12 protein-coding genes and 2 pseudogenes are annotated in these 16,001 nt (G+C 65.8%); 3 read left to right on the top strand and 11 right to left on the bottom strand.

Annotated features, from left to right (window positions below):
• The first annotated feature begins 5 nt into the window (after window positions 1–5).
• Both PXD02_RS01940 and PXD02_RS01935 read left to right on the top strand, forming a co-directional pair.
• Window positions 6–1,928, top strand: coding sequence for a glycoside hydrolase family 127 protein (locus PXD02_RS01940; protein WP_275105284.1), 1,923 nt, complete (start codon window positions 6–8; stop codon window positions 1,926–1,928).
• Window positions 1,929–1,933: 5 nt separating this feature from the next.
• Window positions 1,934–2,995: an ABC transporter ATP-binding protein gene (locus PXD02_RS01935; protein ID WP_275105283.1), complete on the top strand. Its 1,062-nt coding sequence runs from the start codon at window positions 1,934–1,936 to the stop codon at window positions 2,993–2,995.
• A gap of 59 nt (window positions 2,996–3,054) precedes the next feature.
• On the opposite strand, the gene PXD02_RS01930 is transcribed toward PXD02_RS01935, so the two are convergent.
• Entirely contained in the window at window positions 3,055–3,525 is a 471-nt protein-coding gene (locus tag PXD02_RS01930; RefSeq protein WP_275105282.1) for a MobA/MobL family protein, read from the bottom strand.
• 732 nt (window positions 3,526–4,257) lie between these two features.
• Here PXD02_RS01930 and PXD02_RS01925 point away from each other — a divergent pair.
• Window positions 4,258–4,637: pseudogene (locus tag PXD02_RS01925) on the top strand (transposase); the annotation flags it as partial.
• On the opposite strand, the gene PXD02_RS01920 reads toward PXD02_RS01925, so the two are convergent.
• The 10 genes and pseudogenes from PXD02_RS01920 to aliB form a co-directional block, all read right to left on the bottom strand.
• Entirely contained in the window at window positions 4,610–4,903 is a 294-nt protein-coding gene (locus PXD02_RS01920; RefSeq protein ID WP_275106475.1) for a hypothetical protein, read from the bottom strand. The pseudogene PXD02_RS01925 and the gene PXD02_RS01920 sit on opposite strands and share 28 nt — an antisense overlap.
• Window positions 4,886–6,128, bottom strand: a pseudogene (locus PXD02_RS01915) (NAD(P)/FAD-dependent oxidoreductase); the annotation flags it as partial. The pseudogene PXD02_RS01915 and the gene PXD02_RS01920, both read right to left, overlap by 18 nt.
• Before the next feature lie 58 nt (window positions 6,129–6,186).
• On the bottom strand, window positions 6,187–7,107 hold the full coding sequence (locus tag PXD02_RS01910; RefSeq protein WP_275105281.1) for an electron transfer flavoprotein subunit alpha/FixB family protein: 921 nt from the start codon (window positions 7,105–7,107) through the stop codon (window positions 6,187–6,189).
• Window positions 7,107–7,868 carry an electron transfer flavoprotein subunit beta/FixA family protein gene (locus PXD02_RS01905; protein WP_275105280.1) on the bottom strand — a complete coding sequence of 254 codons (762 nt, stop codon included), beginning with the start codon at window positions 7,866–7,868 and terminating at the stop codon, window positions 7,107–7,109. Before PXD02_RS01905 ends, PXD02_RS01910 begins: the two co-directional genes overlap by 1 nt.
• A 10-nt stretch (window positions 7,869–7,878) precedes the next feature.
• Complete coding sequence (locus PXD02_RS01900; RefSeq protein ID WP_275105279.1) at window positions 7,879–9,099, bottom strand: acyl-CoA dehydrogenase; 1,221 nt, start codon at window positions 9,097–9,099, stop codon at window positions 7,879–7,881.
• A gap of 17 nt (window positions 9,100–9,116) precedes the next feature.
• A complete protein-coding gene (gene pcaF, locus PXD02_RS01895) occupies window positions 9,117–10,319 on the bottom strand; it encodes a 3-oxoadipyl-CoA thiolase (RefSeq protein ID WP_275105278.1) in 1,203 nt (400 codons plus the stop codon).
• 7 nt (window positions 10,320–10,326) lie between these two features.
• On the bottom strand, window positions 10,327–12,375 hold the full coding sequence (locus PXD02_RS01890) for a 3-hydroxyacyl-CoA dehydrogenase NAD-binding domain-containing protein (RefSeq protein ID WP_275105277.1): 2,049 nt from the start codon (window positions 12,373–12,375) through the stop codon (window positions 10,327–10,329).
• A 9-nt stretch (window positions 12,376–12,384) separates the two neighbouring features.
• Window positions 12,385–13,149 carry an SDR family NAD(P)-dependent oxidoreductase gene (locus PXD02_RS01885; protein WP_275105276.1) on the bottom strand — a complete coding sequence of 255 codons (765 nt, stop codon included), beginning with the start codon at window positions 13,147–13,149 and terminating at the stop codon, window positions 12,385–12,387.
• Window positions 13,146–14,816 (bottom strand): cyclohexanecarboxylate-CoA ligase, encoded by a 1,671-nt coding sequence (aliA, locus tag PXD02_RS01880; protein WP_275105275.1) that lies wholly within the window; start codon window positions 14,814–14,816, stop codon window positions 13,146–13,148. Before aliA ends, PXD02_RS01885 begins: the two co-directional genes overlap by 4 nt.
• 27 nt (window positions 14,817–14,843) lie before the next feature.
• On the bottom strand, window positions 14,844–16,001 hold the full coding sequence (aliB, locus tag PXD02_RS01875; RefSeq protein ID WP_275105274.1) for a cyclohexanecarboxyl-CoA dehydrogenase: 1,158 nt from the start codon (window positions 15,999–16,001) through the stop codon (window positions 14,844–14,846).

The raw sequence follows: 16,001 nt of genomic DNA, 5'->3' as shown, positions 1-16,001 counted from the left end.
ACCCGATGCCAACCATCCCCACGCGCCAATTCCGCCCCCTTCCCGTGCCTGCCGTCAGCGTCGGCGGGTTCTGGGGCCGCTGGCAGGATGCTGTCTGCGACCACACCGCCGCCGCCCTGCTGGACCGCTGCGTCGAGGCGCGCATGCTGGAACAGATCGACCCCGACGTGCCAAGCCCCGGCATCGTCATTCCCATCGTGCAATGGCTCGGAACGTCGCAGATGTTCTGGGACAGCGACCTCGGCAAGTCGATCGAGACCATCGCCTATTCGCTCTACCGCAAGCCCAATCCCGAGCTCGAGGCGCGCGCCGATGCGATCATCGACCTCTACGAAAAGCTCCAGGAGCCGGACGGCTATCTCAACTCGTTCTTCCAGCGGGTGAAGCCGGAATGGAAATGGACCAACCTGCGCGACTTCCACGAGCTTTACTGTGCGGGTCACATGATCGAGGGGGCCGTGGCCTATTATCAGGCGACCGGCAAGCGCAAGTTCCTCGACATCATGTGCCGGATGGCCGACCATCTGGTGCGGAAATTCGGACCCGGGCCGGGGCAGGTGCGCGGCTATTGCGGCCATGAGGAGATCGAACTCGCGCTCGTGCGCCTCGCGCGCGAAACCGGCCGCCAGGACTACATGGATCTGGCGAAGTTCTTCATCGACGAGCGCGGCCAGCAGCCCAACTTCTTCATCGAAGAGGCGCTGGCCCACGGACGCGATCCCAAGGGCGTGCAGGCGAACACGCTCGAATATACCCAGTCGCATCTGCCGGTCCGGGAGCAGACCAAGGTGGTCGGCCATGCGGTGCGCGCGATGTATCTCTATTCGGGCATGGCCGATATCGCCACCGAATATCATGACGACAGCCTGACGCGCGCGCTGGAGACGCTCTGGGCGGATCTGACGCAGAAGCAGATGTATGTGACGGGCGGGATCGGGCCGGCAGAGGCCAACGAGGGCTTCACCGAGCATTACGACCTGCCCAACGACACCGCCTATGCCGAGACCTGCGCCTCGGTGGCACTGGTGTTCTGGGCCTCGCGGATGCTGGGGCGCGGGCCGGACCGGGGCTATGCCGACATCATGGAGCAGACGCTCTACAACGGCGCGATCACCGGGCTTTCGATCGACGGCAAGCGGTTCTTCTACGACAACCCTCTGGAAAGCGCCGGCCGGCATCATCGCTGGGAGTGGCATCCCTGTCCCTGCTGCCCGCCCAACATCGCGCGGCTGGTCACCTCGCTCGGCTCCTATCTCTATGGCGTGGCCGATGACGAGGTCGCCGTGCATCTCTACTGCACGAGCCAGGCGCGGATCGAGCTTGCGAACGGTGCGCGCTTCACGCTGGTGCAGGAGACCGACTATCCGTGGTCGGGCGAGATCGCGCTGAGGATCGAGGCCGAGGCGCCGGCCCGGTTCGCGCTTTCGCTGCGCATCCCCGAATGGTCCCATGGCACCCGGCTTGCGGTCAATAGCGAAGAGGTGGATCTTTCCGCGGTGATGGTCAAGGGCTACGCCCGTATCGAACGCGACTGGGCCGACGGCGACAGCCTGTCGCTGACGCTGGCGCTGAAGCCGCGGGTTCTGCGCACCCATCCGCTGGTCCGGCACAATGCCGGTCGCGCGGCGGTCCTGCGGGGCCCGCTGGTCTATTGCCTTGAGGGGGTGGACAACGGATGCTGCCTTCACACGCTGCAGTTGGAAAACGCGGCCGAACGGATGCAGACCGCGCCGCTGCCCGATCTCGACGGCGCCGTCGCTATCGACGCCCCGGCGCTGCGCGAACGGACGACGACCTGGGGCGACGATCTCTATGCAGAAAACACCCCGGACGTGGAGCAGACCACCGCGCGTCTCGTGCCCTATCATCTGTGGGACAACCGCGAACCGGGCGAGATGATGGTCTGGGTCAGGGAGCATCGGGAGTGAACGTCATGGCGCAATCGGCTGGCATGTGCCTGCGGCAGGTCCGCAAGTCCTTCGGCGGCGTCGAGGTCATCCACGGGGTCGATCTCGACATCGGGCCCGGCGAGTTCGTGGTGTTCGTCGGGCCGTCCGGCTGCGGAAAATCGACGCTTCTTCGGATGATCGCCGGGCTTGAGGAGGTGACCGACGGGCTGGTCGAGATCGGGGGGCGCGATGTCACCGACCTTGATCCCTCGCAGCGTGGCATCGCCATGGTGTTTCAGTCCTATGCGCTCTATCCGCATATGAGCGTGCGCGAGAATCTCGGCTTCGGGCTGCGCATGGCGCATACGCCCGCGGCCGAGATCGAGAGCCAGGTGCTCGCTGCCGCGCGCATCCTGAAGATCGAGCCGCTGCTCGACCGCCGGCCCGGCCAGCTTTCGGGCGGCCAGCGCCAGCGGGTCGCCATCGGGCGGGCCATCGTGCGCAAGCCCGAGGTCTTCCTGTTCGACGAGCCGCTGTCCAATCTCGACGCCGAGCTTCGGGTGTCGATGCGCATCGAGATCGCCCGGCTGCATCGTGAACTGGGCAACACGATGGTCTATGTCACCCACGACCAGACCGAGGCGATGACGCTCGCCGACAAGATCGTCGTGCTGCGCGACGGACGGATCGAGCAGACCGGCACGCCCCGGCAGGTCTACGAGGATCCCGACAACAGCTTCGTCGCGGGCTTCATCGGATCGCCCAAGATGAACTTCCTGACCGCCACCATCGCGCCGGACGGCACCGTGTCGGTGGCGGGAAATCCGCCCTTCGCCTCGGCGGTCAGGGGCGCATCGGGTCCGGTGCAGCTTGGCATCCGCCCCGAACATATCAGCCTTGGCACTGAGAATGGATTGGCCGCCACCGTCGACTTCAGCGAATATCTTGGTGGCACGCGTTATCTCTATGCGCGTCTCCATGACGGCCAGGCCATCGTTGCTGAACAGCGCGATGCCGAGGAAATCCGCGCCGGCACCAGGTTGACACTAAGATTCAAGCCCGAAGTAGTCAGGATATTTGCAACCGACGGTTTACGCATACGTTAAGTTCTACCATCGTGAGCCATAGCGTTTGACTTGGAATGAACTGATGGGGTTGTCTTGTCTTATGACTTTTCCGTCTGCTTGGGCATTATGAGATGCTCGATCCGGGGTGGCCGCCCCGGATCGGGCGGAAGGGGATGGATCGAAGTTGTCTCGGTGGTGGAGGACCGTCGATTAGTGTGATCACCCCTTTCTTTTCCAACAGGCCTGGATAGAAACCAGGGCTTCGGGCCCGGATGACAAGAATAGGACAGCGGAAAAGATGGATAATTCCCTACCACAAACGGTCGGCATCGACATCTCCAAAGCGAGCCTTGATGCATACGCCTATCCGCAACGGAGCCGGCGATACCTGCATCCGCCTCCATGCCCTCCCGCTCGATCCGCTGTGCCGGTGCTCCGATCTGGCTCTGCGGTTCCAGTTCGATGCTCTGTGCCTCAAGGCTGCGATGATCGATGCGGGCGACAATGTCGAGTTTGGCCAGTCGCTCGTTGACATGATCGGCCCACCGCTCCCGCCAGCGCTCGACCATTTCCGTGCGGTTCCATGACAGAAGTGGTTGCGGGGGCTAGATTCCAGAAATACTTGTCTTTGCATCAAGGTGACTGGCGGCCGGCGGAATGCTTGGCCGCATGAGCATCACGGTTCGAAAAATCGACGTCGTGACAACGGGCGGGAAGCAGACTGACGGAGGTGCGGCATGGCTGTCGCAGCAACCTTGACGAAGCAGCCGTTCAGGTGGACCGCAGCGAATGGTCCGCCGAAACCGCCCTTTACCTCGCAGCATCGGATCCTCAGAAATTTAGTAAAAGTAGCTGCTAGCCGAGCCGTCTCCATCCGTGCGATTGCAATGCGCAACAAAAGTGACGAGCCAGCAAAATTTCGAAGTTCCTCCTTGGCTGTGTAGATAGTAAATTTTGCTATCAAATCTTTCCGCGCCCTAGCATTACAGTTGCGTTTTCAGTTTGATATGAGCCTGTCTTGCTGCGGCCTGATGCGCCCTTCGCCACAGCGACCATGCGATGATCTGTGCGGGCTGGATTTGACGCTGTGCCATGCGATTGGCGATGCGGCGGATTTCCTGGACAGACCATCGGATCAAGGGAGGCGATGGGGTCTGCGCATCGTTTTTGGGGGCGGCGCGGCATTGGCATGATGGCGGATGACGGTCGTCATGGCGAAGGCCATCATGACCAGGGAAACATTGAATAGCCCCATGTTTCGTGGACGCCTTTTTCGCTAACTTTGAGGCAAGGAGGCCATGATGGGCACAGGTAATTTCACTGACGATTTCAAGCGCGATGCGGTGGCGCAGATCACGGAGCGGGGCTACCCGGCCAAGGAGGTCTCTGAGCGGCTCGGGGTGAGCACGCACTCGCTCTATGCCTGGAAGCGCAAGTTCGCGAAGGCGGTGTCGGGTGAGACGGCAAAGGATGCCGAGATCCGACGACTGAAGCGAGAGCTGGTCCGGGTATCGGAGGAACGTGACATCCTAAATAAAGCCACCGCGTATTTCGCCAGGGATGCAAAGTGAGATACGCGTTCGTGGCCGAGCATCGGGGTCAGTTTTCCATCCGTGCGATGTGCCGGTGCCTGCGCATCCAGCCGAGCGGGTTCTATGCCTGGCTGCAGGCGCCGGTGAGCGGATCCATGATCCTGCTGCCTGACTCGCGACTGAACATCGTGATCAGCAGATGGTCATCCTGTTGACCATCAATCAGGAAGCCCCGATGACCCGATCCGATGGGGCGATCGTCATGCGCGGTCGCAGGTGAACCCCTTTCGAAACGAACAACCACCAACTCACGATAGTCGAACTCCACCCACGTGACTGGCGCAGGGAATCGTATCTCGCCCAGAATGGTCATCGCTGCGACACCAGCCTCGACAGCCATCTCGTTCAGCCACATGTCCGCACCGCCGCCCATCAGGCTGGCGATCAGCCCGTATTTCGACCACAGCGGCTTGACTTGCGAACCTTCTTCAGATCCTTGCCGATGGCGCCGGTGCGGACCTCGGTCTCGTAATCCGACAGCTCGTCGCCCATCCGGCCGGCCTTGATCGCGGCATGGGCGGCCTCGGCCGCGGCCTTGCCGGACAGCATGGCGTTGTGGTTGCCCTTGATCCGCGGCACGTTGACCATGCCGACCGAGCAGCCGAGCAGCCGAGCAGGGCAACGCCGGGCGCCACCATCTTCGGCATCGACTGATAGCCGCCCTCGGAAATCGCCCGCGCGCCATAGGCCACGCGCTTGCCGCCCTCCAGCAGCTCGGCCACCATCGGGTGATGCTTGAAGCGCTGGAATTCCATGTAGGGGTAGAGGTAGGGGTTCTTGTAGTTTAGGTGGACCACGAAGCCCACATAGACCTGATTGTTTTCAAGGTGATAGATGAAGCTACCGCCTCCGGCGTTGGAGCCGAGCGGCCAGCCCATCGTATGGGTGACCGTGCCCAGCTTGTGCTTCGCCGGGTCGATCTCCCAGATCTCCTTCATACCGAGGCCGAATTTCTGCGGCTCGTGGCCCTTGGACAGGTCATACTTGGCAATGATCTCCTTCGCCAAGGACCCGCGCACGCCCTCGCCCAGGAAGACGTATTTGCCGCGCAGTTCCATGCCGGGTTCGTAGGACGGCCCCGGCTCCCCGGTCTCGGGGTCGCGGCCGAATTCGCCGGCGACGACGCCGGCCACCCGGTCGCCGTCATAGACCAGTTCCGAACAGGACATGCCGGGGAAGATCTCCACCCCCAGCCCCTCGGCCACCTGCGCCATCCAGCGGCAGACATTGGCCATCGAGACGATGTATTTACCGTGGTTGTTCATCAGCGGCGGCATCGGCCAGTTCGGGATGCGCACCTTGCCCGCCGGGCCGAGGATGTAGAATTTGTCCTCCTTCACCGGCACCTTGACCGGCGCATCCATGGTCCGCCAGTCGGGCAGCAGGGCATCCAGTCCGCAAGTATCCAGCACCGCGCCCGAAAGGATATGGGCGCCGACCTCGGACCCCTTCTCAAGCACCACCACCGAAAGCTCGGGGTCCAGCTGTTTCAGCCGGATCGCTGCGGACAGGCCCGAGGGCCCGGCGCCGACGATGACGACATCGTATTCCATGCTTTCGCGCGCAGGAGAGGGCTGCATTTTCTGTCCTCGATCTTCCTTGGAGTTCCGGAGGCAGCCGGCCCCCGAAAGCTTGGGTTCAAAGTTTGCCCGTCAGTTCGGGCACCAGCGTGAACAGGTCTCCGACCAAGCCGTAGTCGGCGATCTGGAAGATCGGGGCCTCTTCGTCCTTGTTGATGGCGACGATGACTTTCGAGTCCTTCATCCCCGCCAGATGCTGGATCGCGCCCGAGATGCCGCAGGCGATGTAAAGCTGCGGCGCCACCACCTTGCCGGTCTGACCCACCTGCCAGTCGTTCGGCGCAAAGCCCGAATCGACCGCGGCACGCGAGGCGCCCACGGCGGCGTTCAGCTTGTCGGCCAGCGCCTCGATGATGTCGAAGCTCTCCTTCGACCCCACCCCGCGGCCGCCCGAGACCACGATCTTGGCCGAGGTCAGTTCCGGCCGGTCCGAGGCCGCGACCTTGTCCTCGACCCAGGAAGACAGCCCGTCGCCCGAAGGCCCGGAGACCGCCTCGACCGCAGCCGAACCGCCATCTCCCACGGCGGTGAAGTTCGCCGTCCGCACGGTGAAGACCTTCTTCGCGTCGGCCGACTTCACGGTCTGGATCGCGTTGCCGGCATAGATCGGCCGCTCGAAGGTGTCGGCGTCGGTCACCGCGGTGACATCCGAGACCACCATCACGTCCAGAAGGGCGGCCACGCGGGGCATCACGTTCTTGCAATAGGCCGTCGCCGCGCCGCAGATATGGCTGTAGTTGCCGGCCAGCGACACGATCAGCGCCGAGATCGACTCGGCCAGCCCGTGGTCATAGGCGCCGTCGGCGGCCTTCAGCACCTTGGCCACGCCGTCCAGCTGCGCCGCCTCGCCAGCGGCGGCGTCGGGGCCGGCCACCAGCAGGTGGACCTCGCCCAGACCCTTCACGGCATCGACGGCCTTGGCCACCGAGTCGGTGGCAAGCTGCCCGTCATTCACATCGGCAAGAAGAAGAACGGCCATCAGATCACCCCCGCTTCGTCTTTCAGTTTCGCAATCAGCTCGTCCACCGAGCCGACCCGGACCCCGGCCTTGCGGCCCGCCGGTTCCACCGTCTTCACCACGGTCAGCCGCGGGCTCACGTCCACGCCGTAGTCGGCGGGCGTCTTGGTCGCCAACGGCTTGGCCTTGGCCTTCATGATGTTTGGCAGCGAGGCATAGCGCGGCTCGTTCAGCCGCAGGTCGACGGTGACGATTGCGGGCAGCTTGACGCTGATCGTCTGCAGCCCGCCGTCCACCTCGCGGGTGACCTTGGCATGGTCGCCCTCGATCGCCAGTTCCGAGGCAAAGGTGCCCTGCGCCCAGCCGAGCAGCGCCGCCAGCATCTGGCCGGTGGCGTTCATGTCGTTGTCGATGGCCTGCTTGCCGGCCAGCACCAGACCCGGGGCCTCTTCTTTCACCACCGCAGCCAGCAGCTTCGCCACCGCCAGCGGTTCGATGTCGGTATGCACGTCGGCCGCCGCCTCGATGAGGATCGCTCGGTCGGCACCCATCGCCAACGCGGTCCGCAGGGTTTCCTGCGCCTGCTTCACTCCGATGGAGACCACCACGATCTCGGACGCCGCGCCCTTTTCCTTCAGACGGATCGCCTCTTCGACCGCGATCTCGTCAAAGGGGTTCATTGACATCTTCACATTCGCAAGATCGACACCCGTCCCGTCCGCCTTCACGCGAACCTTCACGTTGTAGTCGACCACCCGTTTTACAGGCACCAATACCTTCATCGCGCAATCCTCAATAAAAAGCCTGAAGGCCGGTGATCGCACGGCCCAGGATCAGGGCGTGGACGTCATGGGTGCCTTCATAGGTGTTGACGGTTTCAAGGTTGACCATGTGGCGGATCACCTGGAATTCTTCGGAAATGCCGTTGCCGCCGTGCATGTCGCGGGCGATGCGGGCAATCTCCAGCGCCTTGCCACAGTTGTTGCGCTTGACGATGGATACCATCTCGGGTGCTGCATTCGCGTCGTCCAGAAGCCGCCCGACCTGCAAGGATGCCTGAAGGCCAAGGCTGATCTCCGTCAGCATGTCCGCCAGCTTCAGTTGGTAGATCTGCGTGTTGGCCAGCGGCCGCCCGAACTGCCTGCGGTCCAGGCCATACTGCCGCGCGGCGTGGAAGCAGAACTCGGCCGCGCCGAGGACGCCCCAGGAAATGCCATACCGGGCGCGGTTGAGGCAGCCGAACGGACCCTTCAGCCCCTCGACATGCGGCAACAGCGCGTCCTCACCGACCTCGACATCGTCCATCACGATCTCGCCGGTGATCGAGGCGCGGAGCGAGAGCTTGCCGCCGATTTTCGGTGCCGAGAGGCCCTTGGTGCCCTTCTCCAGCACGAAGCCGCGGATCCTGCCGCCATGCGCCTCGGATTTCGCCCAGACCACGAAGACATCGGCGATGGGCGCGTTCGAGATCCACGTCTTCGTGCCGTTCAGCACATAGCCGCTCGCCGACTTCTTCGCCGTGGTCTTCATCCCCGCCGGATCCGAGCCCGCGTCGGGTTCGGTCAGGCCGAAGCAGCCGATCCATTCGCCGCTCGCCAGTTTCGGCAGATATTTCCGGCGCTGCTCCTCGGACCCGTAGGCATAGATCGGATACATCACCAGGCTGGACTGCACCGACATCATGCTGCGATAGCCGCTGTCCACCCGCTCTACCTCGCGGGCGATCAGGCCGTAGGAGACATAGCTCGCCCCCAGCCCGCCGTATTCCGCCGGCACCGTCACGCCCAAGAGGCCCATCTCGCCCATCTCACGGAAGATCGCCGGATCGGTTTCCTCTTCGGCGAAGGCCCTGATGACGCGCGGTTGCAGCTTCTCCTGCGAGAAACTGCGCGCCGCGTCGCGCAGCATCCGCTCGTCCTCGGTCAGTTGCCCATCCAGCCGGAAGGCGTCTTCCCAATCGAAACGGCCGAGATCGGGCGCGTCTTTCGGTTTGAGTTTCGGTTTATCGGTCATCAGAAATCCTCCGGGGATCAAACACGTTCAAGAAGCAGCGCCGCGCCCTGGCCGACGCCGATGCACATCGTGGCCAGCGCGAACCGGCCGCTGCCCTGCGACAGGTCCAGCGCGGCCGAGCCGGCGATGCGGGCGCCCGACATGCCCAGCGGATGGCCAAGGGCGATGGCGCCGCCATTGGGGTTCACGCGCGGGTCGTCATCGGCAAGGCCCAGGCCGCGCAGCACGGCCAGCGCCTGCGCGGCGAAGGCCTCGTTCAATTCGATCAGCGCCAGCGCGTCGAGGCCGATGCCGGCCTTCTCCAGCAGCTTGCGCACCGCAGGCACCGGGCCGTAGCCCATCACCCGCGGCGCGACGCCCGCCGAGGCGCCGCCGACGATGCGCGCGCGGGGCGTCAGGCCATGCCGTTTGACCGCCGCGGCGGAGGCCACGATCAGCGCCGCCGCGCCGTCGTTCACGCCCGAGGCATTGCCGGCCGTGACCGATCCATCGGGGCGGGTGATCGGCTTCAGCCTCGCCAGATCGGCCAGCGTGGTGGCGCGCGGGTGTTCGTCCTGCGCCACCTCGACAGTCTTGCCGCGCCCAAGAGCCACCGTCACCGGCAGGATTTCCTGGGCCAGCCGACCGTTTGCCTGTGCCGCCGCCACCTTTTCCTGCGAGCGCAAGGCGAAGGCATCCTGATCCTCGCGGCTGATGCCGTGTTCATCGGCCAGGTTCTGCGCGGTTTCCGGCATGGACTCGGTCCCGTATTGCGCCTGCATCCGCGGGTTGACGAAGCGCCAGCCGATGGTGGTGTCATGCACCTCGGTCGCGCGGGCCCAGGCGGCCCCCGCCTTGGGCATCACGAAGGGCGCGCGGGTCATGCTCTCCACCCCGCCGGCGATGGCCAGATCCATGTCGCCCGACTGCACGGCGCGGGCGGCCGCCGCGACCGCCTCCAGCCCCGAGCCGCAGAGCCGGTTCACCGTCACCCCCGGCACCGTCTCGGGCAGACCTGCCAGCAGCAGCGCCATGCGCGCGACGTTGCGGTTGTCCTCTCCCGCCTGGTTGGCGCAGCCGAACCAGACCTCCTCGACCGCCGAAGGGTCGAGGCCGGGGTTGCGCGTCAGAAGGGCCGCCAGCGGCAGTGCGGCCAAGTCGTCGGGCCGCACCGGGGCCAGCGCCCCGCCGTAGCGGCCGATGGGCGTGCGGATATAGTCGCAGATGAAAGCGTCGATCATTCGGTCCTCACAGGTCTTCGGGGGTCTTGCCCTCGGCCACGGCGCGGGCCAGCAGGTCGGGCACGGCCCAGGACAGCGGGTCTTCGGCGGCATAGCGCTCGATCCGCCGCAGGATTTCGGTCAGGCCGGTGCGGCCCGCCCAGTGCATCGGCCCGCCGCGCCAACGCGGGAAGCCGTAGCCATGGACCAGCACCAGGTCGAGGTCGGCCGAGCGTTCGGCGATGCCTTCGGACAGGATACGGAAGCCTTCCTCGACCATGGCGGCGGTGGCGCGGGCGACGATCTCGTCATCCGCAAAGTCGCGCCGCGCGATGCCGGCCCCGGCGGATTCCTCGGCCACGATCCGGTCGATCAGGACCGAGGCGCTGGCCTTGCCGTCAAGATAATCATACCAGCCGGCGCCGGTCTTGCGGCCGAGGCGCCCGGTTTCCTCGACGATCCGGTCGGCGATGGGAATATAGCGGAAACCGGGTTTCGTCTTCCATCCCAACCGCTTGCGGTTCGCATAGGCGATGTCGAGGCCGGACAGGTCCTGCACCTCGTAAGGCCCCATCGCCATGCCGAAGCCGCGCATCGCCGCATCGACCTGCGCGGGCAGCGCGCCTTCGATCAGCATCACGTCGCAGGCCTGGCGATAGCGGGTCAGGATACGGTTGCCGATGAACCCGTCGCAGACTCCGGCAAGCACCGGGATCTTCTTCAGCCGACCGGCCAGCCGAAGCGCGGTGGCCAGCGTATCCCCGGTGGTGTCCCGCGCCCGGATCACCTCGACCAGCTTCATCACATGCGCCGGGCTGAAGAAATGCAGCCCCAGGAAGCGGCCCGGATTGCGCAGCCCTTCGGCGATACGGTTCGGATCGAGGTAAGAGGTGTTGGTCGCCAGAATGGTGGTTTCCGGCAGCGCGGCATCCAGCGTGGCAAAGACCCGGCGCTTGACCTCCAGATCCTCGAACACCGCCTCGATGGCGATGTCCACCGGGGGCAGGCCGTCATAGCCCGCATGAAAGGAATGGCGCGCGGCCAGCGCGGCTTCGGCCGCGTCGGAGGAGGATTTGCCGCGCGCCACGGCCTCGGTATAGAGCCTCGCGACATTCGCGCGCGCCCGTTCGACCGCGGCCGTATCGGTTTCGACCAGCGTCACCGTGATGCCCACCTGCGCCAGCGCATAGGCGATACCCGCCCCCATGGTGCCGCCGCCGACGACCACCGCAGAGGCGATCACGGCCCCGCCGCTGCGCCCCTGCCCCTGTGCGGCGCGCTCGGCGAAGAAGACATGCCGCAAGGCCGCCGCCTGATCGCCGGTCTTGAGGTCGAGGAAGGTCGCACGTTCCTGCGCCAGCCCCTCTGACAGCGGCAGGCGGGTCGACGCCTCGATCAGTTCGATGGCCCTGACGGGCGCGATCTGCCGGAGGCTGCGTTTCGCGGCAGATCTCAGCGCATTGTCGAAGGCTTCGGGCTGCAACTGCGGGGCGGGCCGCAGGCCGGTGGCGGGGCGATCCGGGAGGGCCATCGCGCGCGCGGCGGCAACCGGGTCCTCCTCCACCGCATCGACCAGCCCAATCCTCAGCGCCTCGACCGCGCCGATCACCCGGCCCTCGGGGATCAGCGACAGCGCCTGGTCCAGCCCGACCAGACGCGGCAGCCGCTGTGTGCCGCCCGCGCCGGGCACGACACCCAGCGTCACCTCGGGTAGCCCCAGCGTCGCCCCGGGCGCGGCCACCCGCGCCGCGCAAGCCAGCGCCAGTTCCAGCCCGCCGCCAAGCGCCGCGCCATTGATCGCGGCCACGACCGGCACCGGAAAACCCTCGATCCGGTTCACGATGTCGGGCAGGTGCGGCGGCTGCGGCGGGGCGGAGAATTCCTTCGCATCCGCCCCCGCGACGAAGGTCTTGCCTGCTCCGGTCAGCACCACGCGGCCCGCCCCCGCCGCCTCGGCCGCATCCAGCGCCGCGACCAGCCCCTCGCGCACCGCGCGCGAGGTGACATTCACCGGCGGGTTGTCGATGGTGATCAGCGCGATGCCGTCGGCGAGGGAAAGATGAACCGCTTCGGTCATGTCTGCCTTTCAGAGATGCGGGTGGATGCCGCCCGAGACGGCCATGATCTCACCCGTCACGAAACGGGCGGCGTCCGAGGCGAAGAAGGCGACCGCCTCGGCGATCTCCTCCGGTTCGGCCATGCGGCGGTTGAAGGCCAGCGCGGTCAGCCGCGCGGCCTCCGCCTCCGGCATGTTTTGGGTGACGGAGGTGCGGGTCAGGCCCGGCGCCACCGCATTCACCGTTACGGCGGGCGCCAGTTCGGCGGCGAGGCTGCGCGTCAGCGATGCGGTTGCGGCCTTGGCGGCGGCGTAATCCGCCTGTCCCGCCTCGCCGCCGAAGACCACGGTGGCGAAATTGACGATCCGGCCGAGGCCACGGTCCACCATCCCCTGCGCGAAGGCGCGGGTCAGGTGGAAGTTGCCCATCAGGTTCAGATCGAAGGTGGCGCGGAACTGCGCCTCGTCCATCTCAAGGAACGGGGTGTAGAGCCGGGGCGAGCGGATGCCGCCCACCGTGTTGACCAGCACATCCGCCCCGCCGAAACTGTCCAGCACCATCGCCGCGAAGGCTTCCGCCTCGGAGGCCACCGTCGCGTCGCCGCGCAGCGACTGGAGCCGCAGGTCCGCATGTTCGGCGGTCAGCATCGCCACGGTTTCGGCAAGTCGGGTGCCGGAAATGTCGGTCAGCGCCAAAGCCTTGGCCCCCGCCGCGACCAGCCGCCGGGCGACGGCGCGGCCCATCGGACCGCCCGCCCCCGTCACGACCGCCCGAGGCCCCGCGATCCCGGTCATTGCTCTGCCAGCGCCTTCTTCGCCGCCTCGTATTCGGCGCGGAGTTCGTTGCGCAGCGCGAATTTCTGGATCTTGCCCGAGGCGGTGGAGGGCAGCCTGTCGCGAACTTCAAGCCGCTCGGGCACGTATTGCACCGCGATGTGCTGCTCCTTGAGGAAGGCCGTCATCCCGGCGAAGTCGAGGGCTTGGCCCGGTTTGGGCACGACGAAGGCGCAGGCCCGTTCGCCCAGCCGATCGTCGGGATAGGCGACGATGGCGACCTGCTGCACGGCGGGGTGCTTGTAGAGCAGCGCCTCGACCTCGACCACGGGGATGTTCTCGGCGCCACGGATGATCACATCCTTGGAGCGGCCGCAGATGCGGATATAGCCCGCCTCGTCCATACGGGCGATGTCGCCGGTGTCGAACCAGCCTTCGGCGTCGGTGTTGTTCCACTGCGGACGCTTCAGATAGCCGCCGAAGTTGGAACAGCCCCGGACGTAAAGCTCGCCCTCGTGGCCGGCCGTCACCGGCTTGCCGTCGGTGCCGCGGATCTGCAACTCCATGCCCGGCAGCGGCCGGCCGTCGGTATGAACCGAGCGTTCGTCGGGATCCTCGGGGGCGACGACAGTGACGGCGCCGTTTTCGGTCATCCCCCAAGCCGAGATCACCTTGGCGCCCAGGATCGCATGGGCGCGCTCGACCAGCGGGCCGGGGATCGCGGTGCCGGCGCAGAGGAAGATGCGCAGCGACGAGGCGTCGGTGCCGCCCTCCTCCACCGCTGCGGACAGGTCCATCAGGAACGGGGTGGAGGCCATGGTGAAGCTCACCCGCTCCTCCGCGATCAGCCTCGCGGCCAGCGCCTTATCCCAGCTGTCCATCAGGACCATCCGGGCCTTCAGCATCACGGGCATCAGGAAGCCATACATGAAGCCGGTCTGGTGCGCCATCGGCGAGGCCATCAGAACGATGTCCCCGGCCCCGAGATGCAGCCGGTCGGAATAGGCCACCAGGTTCGCATACATCGTGTTGGCGGTGTGCATCACGCCCTTGGGCTCGCCCGTGGTACCCGAGGTGTAGATCAGCTGGCAGACATCGTTGGCGTCGCCCCGGTCGCGGGCACTGGTCTCGCGCAGGCCCGGCGCGTCGTCCAGCGCCGGCTCCATCAGAGCCGCGTCGAAACTGTTCGGCCCCGCGCCGCCCGCGACGATGATGTGGCGCAGATCGGGAAGGTCGGGGCGCATCCCCTCGGCCATCGCCTCGTGGTCGAAATGGCGGAAGATCTTCGGCACCACGAAGGCCTTCACCTCGCCGTGCTTCAGCATGAACAGCAGCTCGTGCTCGCGGAAGATCGGCATCACCGGGTTGAAGACTACGCCCAGCCGGCGGCAGGCGATATAAAGAACGATGAATTCCCACGAATTCGGCAACTGGCAGGCCAGAACATCGTCCTTGACCAAGCCCAGCCGGCGCAGACCCTCGGCCGCACGCCAGGCGCGGGCGTCGATCTGCGCCCAGGTCAGATCCGTGCGGATGCCGGCGCCGACGACGATGCTGGTCAGCGCAGGCGCATCGGGTTTTTCGGCCAGACATTCCTCGAAATAGTCGAGCAGCGTCTTCCCGGGCCACAACCCCTCGGCCTCCATCCGGGCGCGGCGCGGTTCGATCAGGACAGCATCGAATTTCATGGGTTCCTCCTCCCCTTTCGCTTTGGCTCAGCCGGTGACGGCCTTGCCGGCGCGTTCCCGCGCAATGATGTTCTTCATGATATGCGCGGTGCCGTCGCCGATCTGGAGGCCCAGCACATCGCGCAGCCGCTGCTCGAACGGCAGTTCGTTCGAATAGGCGGCATGGCCGTGGATCAGCAGGCAGGCGTGGATCGCCTCGTAGGCCAGAAGCGGCGGCCACCATTTGGCCATCGCGGCCTCGGCCACATGCGGCAGGCCGCTGTCCTTGAGCCACAGCGCGTTCAGCGACAAGAGCCGCGCCGCCTCGACCTTGGTGTCGAAATCGGCAAGCTGGTGGGTAATGCCCTGAAAGGCCGCCAGCGGTTTGCCAAAGGCCTTGCGCCCGCCGATATACTCCCAGGTCTCGTCCAGCGACTGCCGCGCGGTGCCCAGGCATTGCAGCCCGATCAGGCTGCGCGAGAAGTCGAAGCCCTGCATCACCTGCACGAAGCCCTTGCCCTCCTCGCCCAGCAGGTGGTCGACCGGCACCCGCACATTGTCGAAGAAGATCGAGCCGCGGCCGATGGCGTGCTGGCCCAGATCGGTGAAGCGCGTGGTCGAGATGCCGGGCGTGTCCATCGGCACGAAGACAGCGGAAATGCCGCGCGCCTTGTCTTCGGGCTTGCCAGTGCGGGCGAAGACCACCGCTCCTTTCGCCTGATCGGCGCAGGAGATCGATGTCTTTTCGCCGTTGATCACATAGTGATCGCCGTCGCGTTCCATCCGCAGGCCCAGGTTCGCCGCATCCGACCCGCCGCGCGGTTCGGTCAGGGCGATGGCGACGATCAGCTCGCCCGCGATCAGCTTAGGCAGCCATTCCCGCTTGATCTCGGGGTTGGCGAACTTGGACAGGATCTGCCCGTTCAGCGACGCAAGGATGTTGACATATCCGATGTTGAAATCGCCGCGGGCGATTTCCTCGATGATGACGCCAGAATAGATTGCGCCCGAGCCGAGGCCGCCGAATTCCTCGGGCAGTTCGGGGGCGATCAGGCCGAGGCCGCCCATCTCGCGCAGCAGATCGGGGCCAAAGCCGCCGGCCTTTTCGCGCGCCTGATAACCGGGCGCCAGCTTTTCTGCGGCGAACTTGCGGGCGAGGTCGCGCAGCGCGGTCAGTTCCTCGGTGTCGAAGATGGTGGGATACAT

This window comes from Paracoccus sp. S3-43 (genome assembly GCF_029027965.1).
GTDB lineage: Bacteria > Pseudomonadota > Alphaproteobacteria > Rhodobacterales > Rhodobacteraceae > Paracoccus.
Note: the sequence above shows the minus strand (reverse complement) of the source record. Positions and strands in the feature narration are given on the sequence as shown.

Bases quoted from the DNA above. Each gene is read 5' to 3' on its own strand.
- PXD02_RS01940 (WP_275105284.1), top strand. From the start codon at position 6: ATGCCAACCATCCCCACGCGCCAATTCCGCCCCCTTCCCGTGCCTGCC.
- PXD02_RS01935 (WP_275105283.1), top strand. From the start codon at position 1,934: ATGGCGCAATCGGCTGGCATGTGCCTGCGGCAGGTCCGCAAGTCCTTC.
- PXD02_RS01930 (WP_275105282.1), bottom strand. From the start codon at position 3,525: ATGGTCGAGCGCTGGCGGGAGCGGTGGGCCGATCATGTCAACGAGCGA.
- PXD02_RS01920 (WP_275106475.1), bottom strand. From the start codon at position 4,903: ATGTGGCTGAACGAGATGGCTGTCGAGGCTGGTGTCGCAGCGATGACC.
- PXD02_RS01910 (WP_275105281.1), bottom strand. From the start codon at position 7,107: ATGGCCGTTCTTCTTCTTGCCGATGTGAATGACGGGCAGCTTGCCACC.
- PXD02_RS01905 (WP_275105280.1), bottom strand. From the start codon at position 7,868: ATGAAGGTATTGGTGCCTGTAAAACGGGTGGTCGACTACAACGTGAAG.
- PXD02_RS01900 (WP_275105279.1), bottom strand. From the start codon at position 9,099: ATGACCGATAAACCGAAACTCAAACCGAAAGACGCGCCCGATCTCGGC.
- pcaF (WP_275105278.1), bottom strand. From the start codon at position 10,319: ATGATCGACGCTTTCATCTGCGACTATATCCGCACGCCCATCGGCCGC.
- PXD02_RS01890 (WP_275105277.1), bottom strand. From the start codon at position 12,375: ATGACCGAAGCGGTTCATCTTTCCCTCGCCGACGGCATCGCGCTGATC.
- PXD02_RS01885 (WP_275105276.1), bottom strand. From the start codon at position 13,149: ATGACCGGGATCGCGGGGCCTCGGGCGGTCGTGACGGGGGCGGGCGGT.
- aliA (WP_275105275.1), bottom strand. From the start codon at position 14,816: ATGAAATTCGATGCTGTCCTGATCGAACCGCGCCGCGCCCGGATGGAG.
- aliB (WP_275105274.1), bottom strand. From the start codon at position 16,001: ATGTATCCCACCATCTTCGACACCGAGGAACTGACCGCGCTGCGCGAC.